The 18,754-nt window shown below is 46.7% G+C and carries 22 protein-coding genes and 1 other RNA gene; 18 read left to right on the top strand and 5 right to left on the bottom strand.

Annotated elements, in window-relative coordinates; genetic code table 11:
• The 12 genes from fabG (at position 1) to BLV66_RS03090 (ending at position 9,982) form a co-directional block, all read left to right on the top strand.
• A complete protein-coding gene (gene fabG, locus BLV66_RS03145; protein WP_086984724.1) occupies positions 1 to 732 on the top strand; it encodes a 3-oxoacyl-[acyl-carrier-protein] reductase in 732 nt (243 codons plus the stop codon).
• Between the two features lie 15 nt (positions 733 to 747).
• The gene (gene fabF, locus BLV66_RS03140; RefSeq protein WP_086984725.1) at positions 748 to 1,983 is read left to right on the top strand and encodes a beta-ketoacyl-ACP synthase II; all 1,236 of its coding nucleotides are present in this window, start codon (positions 748 to 750) and stop codon (positions 1,981 to 1,983) included.
• Positions 1,984 to 1,986: 3 nt separating this feature from the next.
• Complete coding sequence (gene accB / locus BLV66_RS03135) at positions 1,987 to 2,448, top strand: acetyl-CoA carboxylase biotin carboxyl carrier protein (RefSeq protein WP_086984726.1); 462 nt, start codon at positions 1,987 to 1,989, stop codon at positions 2,446 to 2,448.
• Positions 2,449 to 2,466: 18 nt separating this feature from the next.
• Entirely contained in the window at positions 2,467 to 2,898 is a 432-nt protein-coding gene (gene fabZ / locus BLV66_RS03130) for a 3-hydroxyacyl-ACP dehydratase FabZ (RefSeq protein ID WP_086984727.1), read from the top strand.
• Between the two features lies 1 nt (position 2,899).
• A complete protein-coding gene (locus BLV66_RS03125) occupies positions 2,900 to 4,276 on the top strand; it encodes an acetyl-CoA carboxylase biotin carboxylase subunit (RefSeq protein WP_086984728.1) in 1,377 nt (458 codons plus the stop codon).
• A 36-nt stretch (positions 4,277 to 4,312) separates the two neighbouring features.
• Positions 4,313 to 5,188 carry an acetyl-CoA carboxylase, carboxyltransferase subunit beta gene (gene accD, locus BLV66_RS03120; protein WP_086984729.1) on the top strand — a complete coding sequence of 292 codons (876 nt, stop codon included), beginning with the start codon at positions 4,313 to 4,315 and terminating at the stop codon, positions 5,186 to 5,188.
• Entirely contained in the window at positions 5,185 to 5,967 is a 783-nt protein-coding gene (accA, locus tag BLV66_RS03115) for an acetyl-CoA carboxylase carboxyl transferase subunit alpha (protein ID WP_086984730.1), read from the top strand. Before accD ends, accA begins: the two co-directional genes overlap by 4 nt.
• A gap of 117 nt (positions 5,968 to 6,084) precedes the next feature.
• Positions 6,085 to 7,056 carry a tetratricopeptide repeat protein gene (locus BLV66_RS03110; protein ID WP_086984731.1) on the top strand — a complete coding sequence of 324 codons (972 nt, stop codon included), beginning with the start codon at positions 6,085 to 6,087 and terminating at the stop codon, positions 7,054 to 7,056.
• A gap of 114 nt (positions 7,057 to 7,170) precedes the next feature.
• Positions 7,171 to 7,380 (top strand): cold-shock protein, encoded by a 210-nt coding sequence (locus tag BLV66_RS03105; RefSeq protein WP_086984732.1) that lies wholly within the window; start codon positions 7,171 to 7,173, stop codon positions 7,378 to 7,380.
• An 81-nt stretch (positions 7,381 to 7,461) separates the two neighbouring features.
• A complete protein-coding gene (locus BLV66_RS03100; RefSeq protein ID WP_176974099.1) occupies positions 7,462 to 7,872 on the top strand; it encodes a ribonuclease HI family protein in 411 nt (136 codons plus the stop codon).
• Positions 7,873 to 8,075: 203 nt separating this feature from the next.
• Complete coding sequence (locus BLV66_RS03095) at positions 8,076 to 8,918, top strand: aldo/keto reductase (RefSeq protein WP_086984734.1); 843 nt, start codon at positions 8,076 to 8,078, stop codon at positions 8,916 to 8,918.
• An 83-nt stretch (positions 8,919 to 9,001) separates the two neighbouring features.
• On the top strand, positions 9,002 to 9,982 hold the full coding sequence (locus BLV66_RS03090; RefSeq protein ID WP_086984735.1) for an aldo/keto reductase: 981 nt from the start codon (positions 9,002 to 9,004) through the stop codon (positions 9,980 to 9,982).
• A gap of 128 nt (positions 9,983 to 10,110) precedes the next feature.
• On the opposite strand, the gene BLV66_RS03085 is transcribed toward BLV66_RS03090, so the two are convergent.
• A complete protein-coding gene (locus BLV66_RS03085) occupies positions 10,111 to 10,947 on the bottom strand; it encodes an SDR family oxidoreductase (protein ID WP_086984736.1) in 837 nt (278 codons plus the stop codon).
• Between the two features lie 239 nt (positions 10,948 to 11,186).
• On the opposite strand from BLV66_RS03085, the gene BLV66_RS03080 reads away from it, so the two are divergent.
• From BLV66_RS03080 to BLV66_RS03065, 4 genes are all read left to right on the top strand, one after another.
• On the top strand, positions 11,187 to 11,804 hold the full coding sequence (locus tag BLV66_RS03080; protein WP_256327588.1) for an NAD(P)H-binding protein: 618 nt from the start codon (positions 11,187 to 11,189) through the stop codon (positions 11,802 to 11,804).
• A gap of 42 nt (positions 11,805 to 11,846) precedes the next feature.
• Positions 11,847 to 12,845 (top strand): aldo/keto reductase, encoded by a 999-nt coding sequence (locus BLV66_RS03075; RefSeq protein ID WP_086984738.1) that lies wholly within the window; start codon positions 11,847 to 11,849, stop codon positions 12,843 to 12,845.
• A 252-nt stretch (positions 12,846 to 13,097) separates the two neighbouring features.
• Positions 13,098 to 13,247, top strand: a complete 150-nt coding sequence (locus tag BLV66_RS15725; RefSeq protein ID WP_245826640.1) for a hypothetical protein — start codon at positions 13,098 to 13,100, stop codon at positions 13,245 to 13,247.
• Positions 13,248 to 13,385: 138 nt separating this feature from the next.
• Positions 13,386 to 14,420 carry a zinc-binding dehydrogenase gene (locus tag BLV66_RS03065; RefSeq protein WP_086984739.1) on the top strand — a complete coding sequence of 345 codons (1,035 nt, stop codon included), beginning with the start codon at positions 13,386 to 13,388 and terminating at the stop codon, positions 14,418 to 14,420.
• Between the two features lie 92 nt (positions 14,421 to 14,512).
• On the opposite strand, the gene BLV66_RS03060 is transcribed toward BLV66_RS03065, so the two are convergent.
• The 4 genes from BLV66_RS03060 to BLV66_RS03045 all read right to left on the bottom strand — a co-directional run bounded on the left by BLV66_RS03060 (position 14,513) and on the right by BLV66_RS03045 (position 17,072).
• Positions 14,513 to 15,679 carry a THUMP domain-containing class I SAM-dependent RNA methyltransferase gene (locus BLV66_RS03060; protein ID WP_086984740.1) on the bottom strand — a complete coding sequence of 389 codons (1,167 nt, stop codon included), beginning with the start codon at positions 15,677 to 15,679 and terminating at the stop codon, positions 14,513 to 14,515.
• Between the two features lie 123 nt (positions 15,680 to 15,802).
• Positions 15,803 to 16,168, bottom strand: an RNA gene (rnpB, locus tag BLV66_RS03055) — RNase P RNA component class B.
• An 18-nt stretch (positions 16,169 to 16,186) separates the two neighbouring features.
• Positions 16,187 to 16,528, bottom strand: a complete 342-nt coding sequence (gene gpsB, locus BLV66_RS03050; RefSeq protein WP_068559682.1) for a cell division regulator GpsB — start codon at positions 16,526 to 16,528, stop codon at positions 16,187 to 16,189.
• A gap of 169 nt (positions 16,529 to 16,697) precedes the next feature.
• Positions 16,698 to 17,072, bottom strand: a complete 375-nt coding sequence (locus BLV66_RS03045) for a hypothetical protein (RefSeq protein WP_086984741.1) — start codon at positions 17,070 to 17,072, stop codon at positions 16,698 to 16,700.
• A gap of 225 nt (positions 17,073 to 17,297) precedes the next feature.
• On the opposite strand from BLV66_RS03045, the gene BLV66_RS03040 reads away from it, so the two are divergent.
• Positions 17,298 to 17,780 (top strand): DUF3013 family protein, encoded by a 483-nt coding sequence (locus BLV66_RS03040; protein ID WP_086984742.1) that lies wholly within the window; start codon positions 17,298 to 17,300, stop codon positions 17,778 to 17,780.
• A gap of 22 nt (positions 17,781 to 17,802) precedes the next feature.
• Complete coding sequence (gene prmA, locus BLV66_RS03035; RefSeq protein WP_086984743.1) at positions 17,803 to 18,753, top strand: 50S ribosomal protein L11 methyltransferase; 951 nt, start codon at positions 17,803 to 17,805, stop codon at positions 18,751 to 18,753.
• Position 18,754: the final 1 nt, after the last annotated feature.

Genomic DNA, 18,754 nt, shown 5'->3' with positions numbered 1-18,754 from the left:
TTGGATTTAAAAGGAAAGACGGTCATCGTCACTGGTAGTTCAAGAGGAATCGGGGAAGCCATCGCTGAAGCATATGCGAAACGTGGAGCCAATATCGTTCTAAATGCACGCAAACCGATTGCTGAAGAAAAAGTTGCGCATCTGGAATCCTATGGCGTCACTGTCAAAACACTCTTAGGTGACGTTAGCGATTTTCAGACTGCCAAAGAAATCGTCAGCCAAGCCAAAGAATTGTTCGGTTCCGTTGATGTTTTGGTTAACAATGCAGGGATCACCCGCGACAAATTGATCATGCGCATGGATGAAGAGGATTTCGATGCCACTTATCAAGTGAATCTGAAGGGTACTTTCAATATGATTCGCCACACGTTGCCACTGATGCTTAAGCAAAGAGCCGGCAGCATCATCAATATCTCAAGCGTCGTCGGTGAAACCGGAAATACAGGGCAGGCCAACTATGCTGCCAGCAAAGCCGGAATCATCGGATTGACGAAATCTGTCGCCCGTGAAGCTGCAACAAGAGGCATTACGTGTAATGCCATTGCACCAGGATTCATCGAAACGGAAATGACGGATGTTCTTTCAGAAAAGATTCAGGAACAGATGTTGACGCAAATCCCATTGAAACGATTTGGAAAAGCCGAAGAAGTTGCAAACACTGCAGTCTTCTTAAGTGAGAATACTTACATTACCGGCCAGACCATCAGTGTCAATGGCGGCATGTACATGTAAGACAGGAGGATAAATATGAATCGCGTTGTTATTACAGGTATGGGTGCTATCACACCTTTAGGAAATACAGTAACTGAATATTGGGACGGCATCAAAAACGGTAAAAACGGTATTGCTGCCATCACTAATTTTGATGCAAGTGAGACGGGAATTTCTGTCGCGGGTGAAGTGAAAGACTTCGATGCGACCTTATATATGGACCGTAAAGAGTACAAGCGTATGGATCTGTTTTCGCAATACGCAGTAGCAGCTTCAGCTCAAGCCGTGGAACAAAGCGGTATCGACATGGATAAAATCGATGCGGATCGTTTTGGCGTTACCATCGGCTCTGGTGTCGGCGGATTCATCACAATGGAATCCGGCATCATCAAAATGCACGAAAAAGGACCGAAACGTGTACCGCCAATGCTCGTGCCGATGGCGATCGGAAACATGGCGGCAGGGAATACTGCCATCAAATTCGGCGCTAAAGGACCGAGCATGGACATCGTCACTGCTTGTGCTTCCGCGACAAACTCAATCGGAGAAGCTTTCCGCAGCATCAAACATGGTTACGCAGACCTGATGCTTGCTGGTGGAGCAGAAGCAATGGTCTGCGAAATCGGCATCGCTGGTTTTGCGGCACTGACTGCTTTGTCCACAAGCACTGATCCGGATCGCTCTTCCATTCCTTTCGATAAAGAAAGAGATGGTTTTGTCATGGGTGAGGGAGCCGGCATCTTGATGCTTGAAAATCTTGATCACGCATTGGAACGCGGCGCAAACATCTTGGCTGAGGTTGTCGGATACGGTGTCACTTGTGATGCTTACCATATGACTGCGCCATCAGCTGATGGCAGCGGAGCTGGAAAAGCGATGCTTCAAGCTATGAAAGAAGCGGGCATCACTCCGGCGCAAGTTGATTACATCAACGCTCACGGAACAAGTACGGCAGCAAATGACTCAGGCGAAACAGCTGCCATCAAATACGCATTCGGCGAAGAAGCATACAATGTTGCTATCTCAAGCACAAAGAGCATGACTGGTCATCTACTTGGCGCTGCCGGCGGAATCGAAGCTGTTGTCTGCGTTAAAGCTATTCAAGACGACTTCCTGCCGCCAACAATCGGATTCCAAGTGGCTGATGAAGGCTGCGATTTGGATTACATCCCGAATGTCGGTCGTGAAAAAGAAGTCACTTATACATTGAGCAACTCTTTGGGATTTGGCGGCCACAATGCCGTACTATGTTTCAAAAAATGGGAGGCTTAATACGTGAATATTGAAGATGTAAAAAGCCTCATTTCCTTGATCGATGAATCGACCTTGACTGAGTTGCATTATCAGACCGGCGACTTTCAACTTTTGTTGTCCAAAAACAAGTCGGTCCAATCGAAACAACAGTCAAGCGACAGTGTTCCGGCAGCAGCTCCAACTCCAGCAGCGACTGCTCCGGTCCAAAACATAAAAGAAGCCGTTTCTGAAGCTATTGCGAAAAAAGAAGGACAGATCATTACTTCTCCGATTGTCGGCGTTGTTTATCTTTCACCGACTCCGGATGCGAAACCGTATGCCACTAAAGGCCAAATCATCTCTAAAGGCGATGTAGTCTGCTTAGTGGAAGCAATGAAACTTATGAATGAAATCAAAAGCGAATTCGATGGGGAAATCGTTGAAGTGTTGGTTGAAAATGAACAAATCGTTGAATACAACCAACCGTTGTTCCGCATCGTCTAAAAAAAGGAGACTATTAAAATGAGTTTATTAAGCGCACAAGAAGTTATGGCTATCATCCCGAACCGCTATCCAATTTTCTTCATCGACAAAGTTGAAGAGTTGACACCAGGCGAGCACATCGTCTGCTACAAAAACGTTACAATCAATGAGCCTTTCTTCCAAGGGCATTTCCCAGGCGAACCAGTAATGCCAGGCGTATTGATCGTTGAAGCATTAGCTCAAGCAGGATCTATCCCATTGTTGACATTACCGGATTTCGAAGGACAAACAGCTTACCTAGGCGGATTGAATAAAGTCAAATTCCGTCAAAAAGTTGTTCCTGGCGATGTTTTGCGTCTTCAAGTGGATATCATCAAATTGAAAAAATTTGCAGGTATCGGTTATGGACAAGCTTTTGTCGGAGACAAAAAAGTTTGTGAAGTTGAAATGACCTTCATCATTGGTAGATAACATGTTTACGAAGGTATTGATCGCAAACAGAGGAGAAATTGCTGTAAGGATCATTCGTGCTTGCCATGAGTTAGGAATCCAGACGGTAGCGGTTTATTCTGAAGCTGACCGCGAAGCGTTGCATACACAACTGGCCACTCAGGCCATTTGTATCGGTCCTGCCAAAGCGAGCGATTCCTATTTGAATATGACAAGCATTTTGAGTGCGGCAGTCGTTACAGGAGCTCAAGCCATCCATCCAGGCTTCGGGTTCCTCTCGGAAAACAGTGCATTTGCTACAATGTGTGAAGAAATGAATATCCGATTTATCGGACCTTCTTCCACTATCATCGACCTTATGGGCAACAAAGCAAACGCCCGCAAAACGATGATCGCAGCAGGCGTACCTGTCACTCCGGGAAGCGAAGGCTACATCTCTTCTTATGAAGAGGCCGTGGCGCAAGCAGAGAAAATCGGTTATCCGGTCATCCTGAAAGCTGCCGCTGGTGGTGGCGGTAAAGGGATGCGGAAAGTCTACCAGGAAAATGGTCTGGAAGCAGCTTTTAGCCAAGCGAAAGCGGAAGCAAAGGCAGCCTTCGGGGACGACCGCATGTATCTTGAAAAGATCATCACACCGGCTCGTCATATTGAAGTGCAGATTTTAGGGGATTCATTCGGCAATGTCGTCCATCTGGGCGAGCGTGATTGCTCTCTTCAACGTAATCATCAGAAAGTGTTGGAAGAGAGCCCGTCTACGTTCATCACTGAAACGACGCGCAAAGCCATGGGAGACGTCGCTATCCGAGCGGCTAAACATGTCGGCTACACGAATGCAGGTACAATTGAATTCCTTGTTGATGCGGAACAACGTTTCTATTTCATGGAAATGAACACGCGTATCCAGGTGGAGCATCCGGTGACCGAAATGGCGACCGGCATCGATATCGTCAAAGAACAATTGCGCATCGCGAGCGGTGAGCCTTTGTCCTTTACGCAAGATGACGTAGCCATCACCGGTCATACGATCGAGTGCCGTATCAACGCTGAAAATCCGGCTTTAGGCTTTCGGCCTTCATCCGGGAAAATCGACTACCTATTCTTGCCTAGCGGTGGGAATGGACTGCGTGTGGAAAGCGCCATGTATGGAGGATATATGATTCCGCCATTCTATGACTCGATGATCGCCAAAATCATCACAAAAGGCGACGACAGAAGCGAAGCAATCGCCAAAATGAGGCGTGCGCTTCAGGAGCTTGTCATCGAAGGAGTCGACACGAACCAATTCTTCCAGGAAGATATTCTACAGGATCCTAATTTCATTTCCGGAGATTACGATACGGAATATCTTCAGAACGTGTTCCTGAAAACGTGGGCACCTGAAGTAGAGGAACGTGTATAAATCAATTAGTCAAGAAGTCACACTAGAGGTGAGGAAATGAAATTATTTCGTAAGCGTCCTTACATTCCGATAGCTCAAGTTCCCGCTTCAAAAACAGACGATCAGAAACCGATCGTTCCTGAAGGCTTATGGGAAAAATGCCCGAATTGTCAAAAGACGATCTACAGCAAGGATTTAGGGAAAGATAAAGTATGCCCGCATTGTGCCTATAATTTTAGGATTTCGGCATATGAACGCATTTCCAATATTGTTGATGAAGGTTCTTTTGATGAATGGAACGCGCTCATGCCCGAAGAAAATCCATTGGCTTTTCCGGGGTATGAGAACAAACTGAAGATTGCCAAAGAAAAAACGGGACTTGACGAGGCGGTTGTAACCGGCGCGGCATTCATCAATAAGCATAAAGTTGCTTTGTGTGTGATGGATTCGAACTTTATCATGGCAAGCATGGGGAAAGTTGTCGGTGAGAAACTGACGCTCGCGTTTGAACGCGCAACGTCAGAAAGGCTCCCAATCATTGTTTTCACTGCTTCGGGCGGCGCTAGAATGCAAGAGGGCATCATGTCCTTGATGCAGATGGCGAAAGTCAGCGTTGCAGTCTCCAATCACAGTAAAGCAGGGCTGTTGTACATCACAGTCTTGACCGATCCGACGACTGGGGGCGTAACGGCCAGCTTTGCGATGCAAGGGGATATTATCCTGGCTGAAACAGGGGCGACTGTCGGTTTCGCCGGCAAACGCGTCATTGAACAGACAATCAAAGCGAAATTGCCTGAAGGTTTCCAGACAGCTGAAAAGGTGCTGGAAAATGGCTTTATCGATAAAATTGTTGCCAGAAAAGATTTGAAAAGAGCATTGCAGCACCTATTGCTGTTGCATGCTCCTACAGAAAAGGCGGGTGAAGTGCAGTGAAGGATGTCAAAGAAATTATCACCTCTGCAAGAAGCATCTCCCGTCTGACGGCGACAGAAATGATCCATGCCATCTGTGAAGGTTTTGTTGAATTCCACGGCGACAGAAAGTTCGGTGACGACCCTGCTATCGTCGGTGGGATCGCATTGCTGGATGACATGCCGGTAACCGTCATCGGAACCCAAAAGGGCCATGATGTGACTGAAAATGTCTATCGGAATTTCGGGTCACCGCATCCGGAAGGCTATCGTAAAGCGATTCGCTTGATGAAGCAGGCGGAGAAATTCAATCGTCCGATTGTTACTTTCATCAATACCTCAGGCGCTTTTTGCGATGTCGATTCTGAAGACCGAGGTATCGGTGAAGCAATCGCTGAATCGCTTTTAGTGATGAGCCAACTGACTGTCCCATTCATCGCCATTTTCATCGGCGAGGGCGGCAGCGGTGGTGCATTGGCGCTGGCGATGGGCAACGAGGTTTGGATGTTGGAGAACACCATGTATTCCGTTCTGTCTCCGGAAGGCTTTGCCTCTATTTTATGGAAAGATTCCTCGCGATCCGATGAAGCAGCCAGAGTAATGAAGTTGACACCTGATGATCTTTTTTCATTGGACGTCATAGACAAAATCATTATGGAAACCCGCAGGAAAGTGGCCCGTAAATCGGATGATGTGATGCTGGAACTGAAGCGGGAATTAAGTGCCAAGCTGAAAGAGCTGAAGCAACTGACTCCAGCAGAATTGGTTGAGCAACGCCAAAAACGATTCCGTAATTATTGATTCAAGAACAGCTTTGGACCGCCCGCACAGCAGCAGTTGTGCAGGCGGTTTTTTTCGCGTCCGCTTTTATGATATAATGACCTAACAGGAAAATCAGTTTAGATTGGGGTGATGGAAATGGGGGAAAAAATTGTTTTTCCACTAAATTACGAGGGATACTTGAAAAAGGGCTTGTTGGCATTTGAAGAGGGGAATCTGCAACTTGCGGAAGAATGGATCGGCAAGGCTGTTGCCATCAAAAAAGCGGACGATATCCTCCCGCTGTATCTCATGTTGCTGCAAGAGACCGATCAAGCAGAGAAGAGTCTGGAAATGATAACCGAAATGCGTCCGGATATTGCTTCCTCCATTTCGGTGGACGACATCGATTTCCTTTACTTGAAAGGCTTGTTGCATTCCGGATCATTCGACATGGCCCGAGAGCAAATCGAAGCACGCAAAAATACTTTTGGTCTGTCGATGGAGCATCAATTCGCTTTGGAGCAATTGGAGGCTGAAGTCGAAAAAGTTGAACTAAAGAATTTGGAGAAAAAACTGAAAAAAAGTTCAGAAATACTCCAAGCCGAAAAAACCATCGATACGCAACCGTTCCACAAGCAACAAGTTTACGCGCAACAATTGAAGGAATTGGAGGATGATCAATTCGGCAAGATAGCGCAACGTCTTCTCATGAATAACAATCTCCACCGGATGCTTAAGACAGAGATCATCCATCATTTTCTTGCCCGCGGGCTCCATCCGACGGTTGCTGTCAGATTGGACGGGACCGAAGAAAACTTGGACCTGGCTGGAGTGGTCCCATTGATCGACTCGAAAACGTACAAAGAAGGAATGGCGTACATCCGGGAAGAAATTGCCAATAAAAATCCGACTATAGCAGATGCCATGGAAAATGCCTTCTTCATGCAATTATCGCTCCTTTATCCGTTCGAAGGCAGGACAATCCCAGTCGTGACGGACTGGTTGGAGGTGCTTTACAGCATTTACAACGGGGTGGAATCGACGGGCGATCCAAGCGAAAAGAGTATCCGCGATGAAATTGAACAATTAGAAAATAAGCTGGCCGACTTTTTTGGTTTTTTTGAATAAGTGCCAACCAGGCTATCAGAATAATTGACTCTATAGGGATTCCTCTCTATAATGAGGGTAACCCGTCTTTGTGAAAGCAGTTCCAAAGAAATGAGTGTTGAAGGAGGATGTACAATGGAATTTGGCAAAGTAAAGTGGTTCAATAATGATAAAGGGTATGGTTTTATTGAACTCGATCAACAGGATGACGACATTTTCGTACATTTTACCGGTATAGCTGGAGAAGGCTTCAAAAGACTTGAAGAAGGGCAACGCGTTCAGTTCGATATCGCTGAAGGCGTAAGGGGACCACAGGCCACTAATGTGATGGTCTTGGCAGAATAATAAAAAAGTACAGTAAATCGCAAAGGTGAAGGACATCCGTTCCGGGTTTCTTTCACCTTTGTTTTTTAGGATGTGGATCAGGTGATAAAATTATTTGTGGATGGGGCAGCTACCGGAAAAGAAGGATATGCTGCTATCGGAATTTTAGTCGTTGAGAACGGGGTACAAGAGCAGATCGGCCTGCCTTTAGAGGCCAGAATGGATAATCATCAGGCAGAATTCGAAGCGATCCTGTACGGATTGCGTTATCTGAAAAAACACAGCAAACAGGATCAGCTCGTTTTTTGTTACACCGACAGTAAACTCGTTGCCGAGTCGATCAGGAAAAAGTATACCAAAAAAGCGGAACATAAGCTTTTGCTGGAAGAGACATTGCAGGATTTGGCTGCGTTCACGAATTTTTACTTGGAATGGATTCCGGAAAAGGAAAACAAAGGGGCCGATAATCTCGCCAAAAAAGCGCTCTATCAGCTCACCAAAATGAAAAAATGAGTCCGACTGACTATCTCAGGAACAATTAATTGCACATTTCGTCTATCAAAAAGCCATATCCTTTCGAGTTTAACGGGGATGGCTTTTTTGTCATTGCCTTTCATCCATTGGTTATGCTTGACTTGGAGTTCACTTCAAGGAGTATACTATCAGCAACATAGTAAATTTCTATGTCATCAAATTTGAACTGGAGGAAAATATTGATGGAATATGTAACTTTAAATAATGGTGTCAAGATGCCAATTTTGGGCTATGGCGTGTATCAGATACCTGATGCCGCAGAATGCGAACGCTGTGTGCTTGATGCGATCGAGGTAGGCTACCGCTCGATCGATACCGCCCAAGCATATGGGAACGAAGAAGCGGTCGGCAATGCAATCAAAAAAAGCGGTGTTGCCCGCGAAGAACTATTCATTACGACAAAAGTCTGGATATCGAATGCCGGCTATGAGAAAGCCAAAGCTTCGATTACAGAATCGCTGCAGAAACTTCAATTGGACTATCTGGATTTGGTTCTGATACATCAGCCCTTCGGTGATTATTACGGGACCTACCGCGCCATGGAAGAACTTTATGAGCAAGGCAAAATCCGTGCCATCGGCGTGAGCAACTTTTATCCTGACCGGTACATCGATCTGGTTCGTTTCACAAATGTCGTACCGGCCGTCAACCAAGTGGAGACCCATGTATTCAATCAGCAGCTGGATGCGCATGAAATCATGAAAAAATACGGAACACAAATCGAATCCTGGGGTCCTTTTGCTGAAGGCAGAAATGAACTGTTCACGAATGAAACGTTACAAATGATCGGCGACAAATACAACAAAACGACGGCTCAAGTTGCGCTGCGCTATTTGTTGCAGCGTGACGTCGTGGTGATTCCGAAAACGACGCATAAAGAGCGGATGATTCAAAATTTGGATGTCTTTGACTTTAGTCTGTCTGAAGAGGATATGGAAACGATCAAAGGCTTGGACAAAAAAGAGAGCGCCTTCTTCTCACACTACGATCCGCAGTTGGTCGAAATGCTGGTGAACCGCGGTTAATGCCAGGCAGATGAGCTGATGAAACAGGCATGGACTGCGATCAATCAGCAGTGGTCCTACACTAAAGAAATGGAGAGATGATGATGGATTATGTGAAATTCGGCAATACAGGAATGGATGTTTCACGGATTTGTTTGGGAGCCATGGGATTCGGCGATCCGAACAGCGGCTTCCATAATTGGGTTCTGGAAGAAGAAGAGAGCAGAAAAGTCATAAAAAGTGCGTTGGATTTGGGGATCAATTTCTTCGATACGGCAAATATCTACTCATACGGAGCCAGTGAAAGCATACTCGGGAAAGCCTTGAACGATTACGCCAATCGGGATGAGATCGTTGTGGCGACAAAAGTACATCAGAAGATGCGCCAGGCGCCGAACGGAGGGGGCCTTTCCCGCAAAGCGATCCTGACTGAAATCGATCACAGTTTGGAAAGATTGGGCATGGACTATGTGGACCTTTACATCATCCACCGTTGGGATTACAACACACCAATCGAGGAAACGATGGAAGCATTGCATGATGTCGTGAAATCCGGCAAAGCTCGCTATATCGGTGCATCCGCCATGTTTGCGTGGCAATTCGCCAAAGCGCAGTCGGCTGCCGAAAAACTAGGGTTGACAAAGTTCGTTTCGATGCAGAATCACTTGAATCTTTTGTACCGCGAGGAAGAGCGGGAAATGCTGCCATTGTGCGCTGATCAAAAGATTGCAGTGACGCCATACAGCCCGCTGGCTTCAGGCAGGCTCACCCGTGATTGGTCAGCCACTACGAAACGCTTCGAAATGGATCAGGTGGCGAAGCATAAGTATGATACGACCGAAGCACAGGACCGCGTCATTGTGGAGCGGGTTGCAGCGATTGCCGAAAAATATGGCGTCGAGAGGGTTCAGGTCGCTCTGGCTTGGCTGCTGCAGAAGGATCAAGTCGTTTCGCCGATCATCGGAGCCACAAATGAAAGCCATCTGACCAGCGCCATTTCGGCTCTTGACTTCAAGCTTTCTGTAGAGGACATCCTGTCTCTGGAAGAACCATACATCCCTCATCACATAATGGGACACAACTGAAAAGATCCGAGTTTGAAAATACAAATAAGCCCGAAAGGAGTCCTGCAGCCAGGAGATCCATTCGGGCTTTCTTTTTCGTATCCTGATGAGTGTGCTAATCAGTGTTGCCTTAGTTCAGGCCATAGGGATTATTCCTTATAGTCCGTTGATGCGGCCAATTCTGTTTGCGTCCGGAAATCGGCTAAGCGGTTCTCAAGCGTAGCAATGGTGCTGGCCAGCGCTTGCGACCCGAGGACCATGCGAAGCGGGGCGGGTGTGATATCCACGCTTTCGATGATTCGTTTTGCCATTTCCGCAGGATTTCCGGGAGCCTGTACTTTTGTTGAATCAAGCATCGCAAGAAAGCTGTGCGCCGGGTTGCCGTCGTATTCAGGCATCAGGTCAGCGACTTGCGCGCTGCCGTAGCGGAATTCGGTTCGGGCACCGCCTGGCTCTACAATAGTCACGCCGATATTGAAGGGTGCCACTTCCTGGGAGACGGATTCGCAGAAGCCTTCGATTCCGAATTTCGTGGCATGGTACATGGAATTGCCCGGGAAAGCGACCTGTCCGCCATAGGAAGATATTTGGATGATGCGGCCATGACCTTGTTTGCGTAAGAACGGAAGGGCGGAACGGATCATCTGGATGGAACCGGTCAAATTGGTTGCGATGATGAGATCCACTTGCTCATCGCTCAACTCTTCTGCAGCACCGAACAGGCCATAGCCCGCGTTGTTGATGATGACGTCAATTGCCCCGTGTTTTTCAAAAGCTTCCTTCACCACCTGATGGACCGAGGGCGTATCAGTCAGGTCAAGGATCTTGCCATCGAACAGCGTCGGGTACTCCGCAATCAAATCAGAAATTTTGGCTTTATTGCGCACCGTTCCGATCACCGTATCGCCTTTATCCAACAACTGCCTGGTCAGCTCGTAACCAAAACCACTGCTCACCCCTGTAATCAACCATATTTTGCTCATCATTTTTGCCTCCATTTCATTTCTATTCTGACTGTAGCTCTTGGAGTGGACTCCAAGTCAAGCGCTTTGTGTATGAAATTTGGACTTGGCTTCATTTGCTTTGTTTGATTTTATTATACCGTTACGTTTCTGTATTGACCATTTAAAGGCTAGATTCATTGCCGAGAAAAAAGATGACCTGTCATGGTTGACTTGGAGTTCACTCCAAGTGTTACCATGAGCGTATCAAACAGAAATATGAGGTGGAAATGATGAAAAAAATAGTGATTATCGGCGCAACCGGTTCAATCGGTCTTGTAGCAAGACAACTATTCCTTGAAAAAACAAATGATGAACTAACCCTTTTTTCGCGACGGCCGGATAGACTCAAGCCAATTGATTCAACGAGAGAGGGTGCCGTTTCGGGCGATGTGATGAATGCATCCGACCTGGACAAGGTCATCTCTGGCCAGGATGTAGTATTTGCTTCTTTGACAGGAAATTTAGGGAAAATGGCCAAGGCGATTGTCGAATCGATGAAACGCGTAGGGGTCAACCGGTTGATTTTTATCACTTCGATGGGTATCTATAACGAAATACCGGCTTCAGTCGGATCTTCCGGCAACCTGCGCTCCAATCCGGTTTTGCAGACATACCGTGATGCGGCGGACGTCATTGAAGCATCCAATCTGGATTATACGATCATCCGTCCGGGCTGGTTCGACAGCAGCAACGATACCGATTATGACATTACCGTCAAGGGCGAGCCATTCGGCGGACATGACGTATCCAGAAAAAGCATCGCGGATCTGGTTGTTCGTCTTGCTGCCGATCCGACCCTTTATGTCCGTGAAAGTGTCGGCATCAATCGTCCGGAATGATCAATTCGATCCATTATGCCGCTAATGAGAGGATGATAAATAATGAAGTATACATCAGTTGGCGGAACAGGCATCAAAGTTTCTGAATTGTGTTTCGGTGCCATGTCTTTTGGGGGCGACGCAGATGAAGAAATGTCAAAAGCCTTGTATAACCGCTGCCTTGAGGTTGGAATCAACTTTTTTGATACAGCAGATATGTATTCGCACGGACGATCCGAAGAAATTCTCGGGAAATTGATGAAGGGTCAACGGGAGGAGCTAGTGATCACGAGCAAAGTCTTCTTCCCTACTTCAAAAACACCGAATGTCAATGATCGCGGTCTTTCGCGTAAACATATCCTGAAAAGCATCGATGCCAGTCTGAAACGCTTAGATACAGACTATATCGATTTCTATATCCTGCATTACTTCGACCCGACTACAGATATCGAATTGATTTTGCGTGCTTTAGATGACCTGCAAAAACAGGGGAAGATCCTTTATTCCGGCGTCAGCAATTGGGCCGCATGGCAGATCATGGATGCGCTTGGCATTTCGGAAAGGGAGTTGCTCAGCTGCTTCGAGATTATGGAGCCTTTGTATAACTTGGCGAAACGGCAATCCGAAGTGGAATTGCTGCCTTTGGCTGAAGCCAATAACATCGGCGTCATTCCCTACAGCCCACTCGGAGCAGGCTTGCTGACGGGGAAATACGGAGCGGCTAAACAACCGGATTCCGGCCGTCTCGTCGAGAGCGAACTGAATCGTTTGCGTTATCAAAATGACTTGAAACTTGCGGATCGCTTTGCGGCCTTCGCCAAAAAATTGGGCGTCAGTGCGGCAACGTTGGCGGTGGCATGGGCAAAAAGCCATCCAGCCGTGACCGCCCCAATCATCGGCGCCCGGAATCTGGCCCAATTGGAGGACTCCTTGGCTGCAGCCGATTTTGAGATGACGCCTGAATTGCGGGCTGAAATCAGTTCGATTTCCCTAGCCCCGGAACCGGCAACAGGACGTTCGGAGGAAAAAACGCTCGGCCAGTTCGGCATGTGGCAAAAATAAATGCAGTTGATGCGGACGCCGCTAGGTAAAGATCCACAAACAACAAATAATCGAATTTTTTAGTAGGACAGTTCGACTTTATTCTGAACACAGTGGCCGTGAGTCTGGATGTCAATGCTTACGTCCGTCTGTTGAAGGTTGATGGCGTAATGGTTTACGTTGGGCTCGCCACAGAACCTCAAGAATTCTATGTGGGCAGTCTGTTCGGCAACCAAGCTACCATTTACAGCATCGAATGTCGGCGGGATTGCAATGACGCAGGAAATGATCAATTTTGCAGCTGAGAATGAAGTTCTGCCCAAAATCGAAATCATCAGCGCAGACCGAATCGAAGAAGCGTATGAGCGCATTTTGAACAGCGACGTCCGTTACCGGTTCGTCATCGATATGGCGACTTTATAAAAGATCAGTCAATCTAATGCTGATAATTTTGATTGAATAAACAAAGTTCTCAGAAAACACTTGCCTTCATGTGGACTTTAAGTGTTACCCTTGGTTTATGTAAGCGCAAGTGACTCTCGAGTAAAGGTGGAGAAATAAATGAAAGCAAACATAATGTACGCAGCCGGCGACGTGCGCGTGGAAGAAATGCCAGTACCTGAAATACAGAAACCAACGGATGTGATCCTGAAAGTAGTGGCTGCCTGCATCTGCGGCAGTGACTTGCATCCATACCACAAAATGCATGCGCACGAGCACGGTGAAGGCGAAGCGATGGGGCATGAAGTAATCGGCAGAATCGACGTAATGGGTTCTGAAGTTTCTGGATTCAAAAAAGGCGATTTGGTCGTTGTTCCTTTCGCATACGGCGACAACACTTGTCCGTTTTGTAAAGAAGGCTTGATGACTTCCTGCGTGAACGGCGGCTTCATGGCCGGTTGCCAAGCGGAATACGTTCGGGTGCCTCAAGCGCAAGGCAGCATGTATAAATTACCCGACGACATTGACGAAAATTCGCCTCTGTTGCCTTCATTGTTGACTTTGTCCGATGTATACGGAACCGGTTATCATGCGGCCGTCATGGGCGGCGTCAACGAGAATACGACGGTGACGGTCATCGGAGACGGTGCTGTAGGCCTGCTGGCAGTCCTTTCAGCGAAGAAACTCGGCGCCAAGAAGATCATCCTAATGGGCCGCCACAAAGATCGTACCGATCTTGGGATTGACTTCGGCGCAACGGATGTCATCGCTGAACGAGGCGAAGAGGGGATCGCGAAGGTCAAGGAATTGACTAACGGGGAAGGCACGCATGTCGTGCTCGAATGCGTCGGCCTGATGCCCGCTTACGAGATGAGCCTGGGTGCTGTCCGTGCCGGCGGAGTCATCAGCCGTGTCGGTGTTCCCCAATATGTCGAAGCACCAGTCGGCTTTGCAAGTCTTTTCGGCCGCAACATCACGCTTACCGGAGGACCGGCACCAACACGGGCCTACATGGAAGAGCTTTTACCCGATATCCTTGACGGCACACTCGAACCTGGCCGTGTCTTCGACGTGACAGTCGACCTGGACGGTGTTCCTGATGGCTACAGGGCCATGGACAATCGTGAAGCGTTGAAAGTGCTGATCAGACCTTAATCAACTGGGTGCTGTTCACCAAAAAAGCAGTCTGAACTCCCTCGCTGATGCGGGGCGTTCAGACTGCTTTTATTTATTTGGAAAAATTATTTTTATTTGGTTTCGCTGGTATCAAGCTCTTTTTTGATTCTTGGCGGGCGCGTTCCCCAATATTGGAAGAAATCGGTACGCAATCTGCCGTTGTAGAGTTTGCGTTTTTTCGTGGCTCTTTCGCCGTAGAATTCTTCAAAAAGCAATTCGCTCGTCAGGATGTATTTGCTCCATGTCTTCAACGGACGGAAAACTTGGCCCATCTCTTTGTAGAGTATCTCGATCTCTTCCTGATCGGAAAGACGCTCACCGTACGGCGGGTTGCATACGATGGTGCCATATTCCTTAGTTGTCGTGAAATCGGCCAAAGCCAATTGTTTGAAAGTGACATAATCCGCAACGCCTGCTTTTTCGGCATTGCTCTTCGCGATGGCGATGACATGCGGATCGATATCCGAACCGCCGATATCCAATTTCACATCGAAGTTTGCAGCAGCTTTTGCTTCATTGCGGATGCGATCCCATAAACCTTCTTCAAAGATGTTCCATTCTTCGGAAGGAAATGAGCGTTTCAAACCAGGCGCTATATTCAGGCCGATTAAAGCCGCTTCGATTGGAATCGTGCCGGAACCGCAAGTCGGGTCATAGAAGGGACGGTCAGGGAACCAATTGGTCAACATCACCAAAGCAGCTGCCATATTTTCCTTCAGTGGAGCGCCGCCTTTTTCGGAACGGTACCCGCGTTTGAACAGACTTGATCCGCTAGTGTCGATCGTCAGAATCACTTCATCTTTGTTGATCGCTACTTCAATCGGATAGAGGGCGCCGGATTCAGGCAAACGGGTACGGCGGTGGTAGTATTCGCTCAGACGGTTGACGATGGCTTTTTTGACGATTGCTTGGCAATCGGGGACACTGTACAAAGTCGATTTTTGTGATTTACCGGAAACAGGGAATTCCGCATCCATCGGTAGGATTTGTTCCCATGGTAAAGCTTTCGTTTGCTCGAAAAGATCATCGAAAGTTTTTGCTTCGAATTTGCCGAACACGATTTTGATGCGGTCAGCGGTGCGTAGCCACAGGTTGGTGGTGATGATGTCCGCTTCCGTACCGGTGAAGTAGGCCTTGCCGTTCTCGACTTGGACATTGTAGCCCATTTTTTTCAGCTCATTGCCGGTGATGGCTTCGATGCCACTTGCGGCCGTAGCCATTAGTTGATATGTTTTCATTTAGTGCTCCTTATTGTTTTGCCTTAGAAATTGCCGGTTAATGCACGAAAAATGGGACAAAAATTAGCTTGTCCCATCCTCGATCGTATTCATTTTGAAGAAAAAAAAGCCTGATTTGTAAATTTCTGTAAGCCATGTTCTGTCGCGCCATCGGAGCCAGGCCTCTGATGGCGGAGGTAATTATCTATCTGCATTTCTGCCTCTTTCCCTCGTTCATTTCCTTGGAAAGAGTGCCCCTACCAAAGTTTGGGTTGCTCGCTCGAGGGGTTTACCGCGTTCCACCAGAAAGGTTTCCCCGTCTGCTTCGTCACTGTGGCACTTTCAAGAATACTCAGGCATAGGCAAAGCCCTTAGCCTTTTTTTCTGCCGTCAATCTCTCGATTGCCTTAGCTTATTGTTTCGCTAAGCACGAACACTACAAGCATCTCAGCTTGTGCGAGCATGGACTTTCCTCAGCCTCCATAAAGGAGACCGCAATTACCCGAAATTTACAAATGTTTTTTGATGCTAGTTTGCTTCTTCGTTGGTTTCATCCAGTTTTGAACCGAATACATGTTTCTCCAAGTTGGAAAGGCGTTTCAGAATATCAAAATTCGTTACACCGCTGCCGACTGATGATACATTCGATTGGGTCGGCTTAGCTAAAACTGCTTGCTTCGTCAACTCATCCACACGGCTCATCAAACGTTCATTTTCGCTTTGAAGATAAGAAAGGTCTTTTTGATAAGACTCATAATCTCTTATGATCATATCCAGATATTCATCGACTTCTGCAACATTATAGCCTCTCATAGCGCTTTTGAATTCTTTTTGCAGAATATCTTTAGTTGTTAGATTTTTATCTGCCATATTTGCACACCTCTTTAGTTGTCCTTGTTACCTAAACAGTATAGCATAAAACAGTAATATTAATAAGCAAATATTCTAATCAACATCATATCAGGCTTTTCGCATAAACTCAACCTATTTTTTTATTGTTCCCGCCGGTGTTCAGGAAAGACCTAAGTGATGGGAAAGCCTAGTAGGGCATGGCTCCTTGAAAATTGATGATAATGTAGTGCTTGTTTCCGGAGTTGGTTGTCGTGATGAATAAATTTTCATTAAGAACGGGCTGCTTACCGAATATTTCCAACAAAAAACTCTTGAAGACTTTATCCGTTTTGGATTGCAGGACCTCTTTGAATAGTTGACTTTTTTTAGCCGGATCGATACCATCTTCGAAAATGATCTTTTCATCTGCTGTGAGATAATCATCAGCCAGCAGTATTTCAGCCCTTCTACCGAATGGAATTTGGACTTTTAAGCTGCCTTTGTATTCTTCTTTTTGGTAATCACGGGCGATGCGCGTCACTAAGTAATCGATGGATTGTCTGATCTCTGATTGTGCTGTCATGAAATATCCCTCCAACTTTTTGCCTATAGTAAATATAGCACAAACTACCCCTTATAGAAATCCTTCCATACAAGTCGTTAGACCTTTTATGGCAAATGACCAGCTGCTGCATAGCCCGGAATATATCTTTTTCCCATTTTTTGCTACAATGGATTGAGAGCATCATCCGGAGGCGATGCACAGCCGCTTAGGCTATGCCGAAACGAAGCTACGAGGAGGAAGAAAATGGACAAAAGTATGATCGACAAAATCCATGAGGAATTGGAAGAACAGCACTTGCCTTGCGAATGGCGATTGGAGTGGCATAAACCCTTCCATACAGTCGAAATTGTGTTATTATTAGAAGTCAGTTATCCTCCAGACAACAGTATTTCTGATATATTTGGCCATTCGAATCACGAAGATCGGTTCATTTTTGAAGATTCTGTTTTGTTCTATGATCGTTCATCCTCAAAAATCAAAACAGAGGAGTATTTGACCGGTATTCCCTTTGATCGGAAAAAAGGGATTCAAGGCGGATTGGCCGAAGCGGTTGTCAAGAATATCCGCTTGACTGTTGGTGAGGCCAACAGCAAGCTCAGGGACTTTCTGAATAACGAAGGAGACTCCAGCTTCGAATTGCATTGGAATGAGCAGAATTTTGTTCAGACAATCGAAACACTGAAGGAAATAGGAAGATATGATGAAACGTATTATCGATACCCTTAGATGGTAGGAAAGGTGATTGCAAATGGAATGGAATGAAGTAAAGGTTGTGACTGCTACCGAAGCGGTTGAGGCTGTATCAAATATATTGATGGAAGCCGGTGCGAAAGGCGTCGCGATAGATGACGAATTGGACTTTGTCAATCTGCAGGATGATGGCTTCGGCCAAATAAAGGAGGAACGTGCGTTGCCCGAAGAAGGGCATGCCGTGTACATCATGGCTTATTATCCGAACAACGCGGGCTTCCAGGATACTGTGTTGTTCATCAAAGAACGGCTGGCGGAACTGGAAAAATTTGATCTAAAAATCGGGAAGAATGAGCTGCAGATCAACGAAGTGAAAGAAGAGGATTGGGAAAACTCTTGGAAAGAATATTTCCATCCGATCCGACTGACGCGCTTTTTGACGATTGTACCTTATTGGGAAGAATACACGCCTGAAGATGAAAAAGAAATCCTGATTCAATTGGATCCAGGCATGGCTTTCGGTACCGGCACGCATCCAACGACGCGTCTGTCCATCGAAGCGCTTGAAGCAGTGATGCGGGGTGGCGAAAAAGTAATCGATGTCGGAACCGGGTCTGGCGTTTTAAGCATCGCAGCCAAGGCAATGGGTGCAGACACTGTCTATGCCTACGATATCGATGAAATTGCCACACGCGTTTCCAAAGAGAACATCGCTTATAATGCCTATGCTTCGGATGTCATCGTCAAAGAGAACAACCTTTTGGTAGGAATTGCCGATCAGCAAGCGGACATCATCGTTGCGAATATACTGGCGGAAATCCTGATGTTGTTGCTTCCCGATGCTTACAACAACCTCAAGGATGATGGTTATTTCATCCTTTCGGGGATCATCGATTCGAAGAAAGATGAGCTGGTCGCAGCATTGGTAAGCAATGGTTTTGAGATCGAGCAAGAAAAGCAAATGAAAGATTGGGTTTGCCTGATCTGCACTAAAAATGTGGAGGATTGAA

Source organism: Trichococcus collinsii, from assembly GCF_900107505.1.
Taxonomy (GTDB): Bacteria; Bacillota; Bacilli; order Lactobacillales; family Aerococcaceae; genus Trichococcus; species Trichococcus collinsii.
This window is presented reverse-complemented; position numbering and strand designations above follow the sequence as displayed.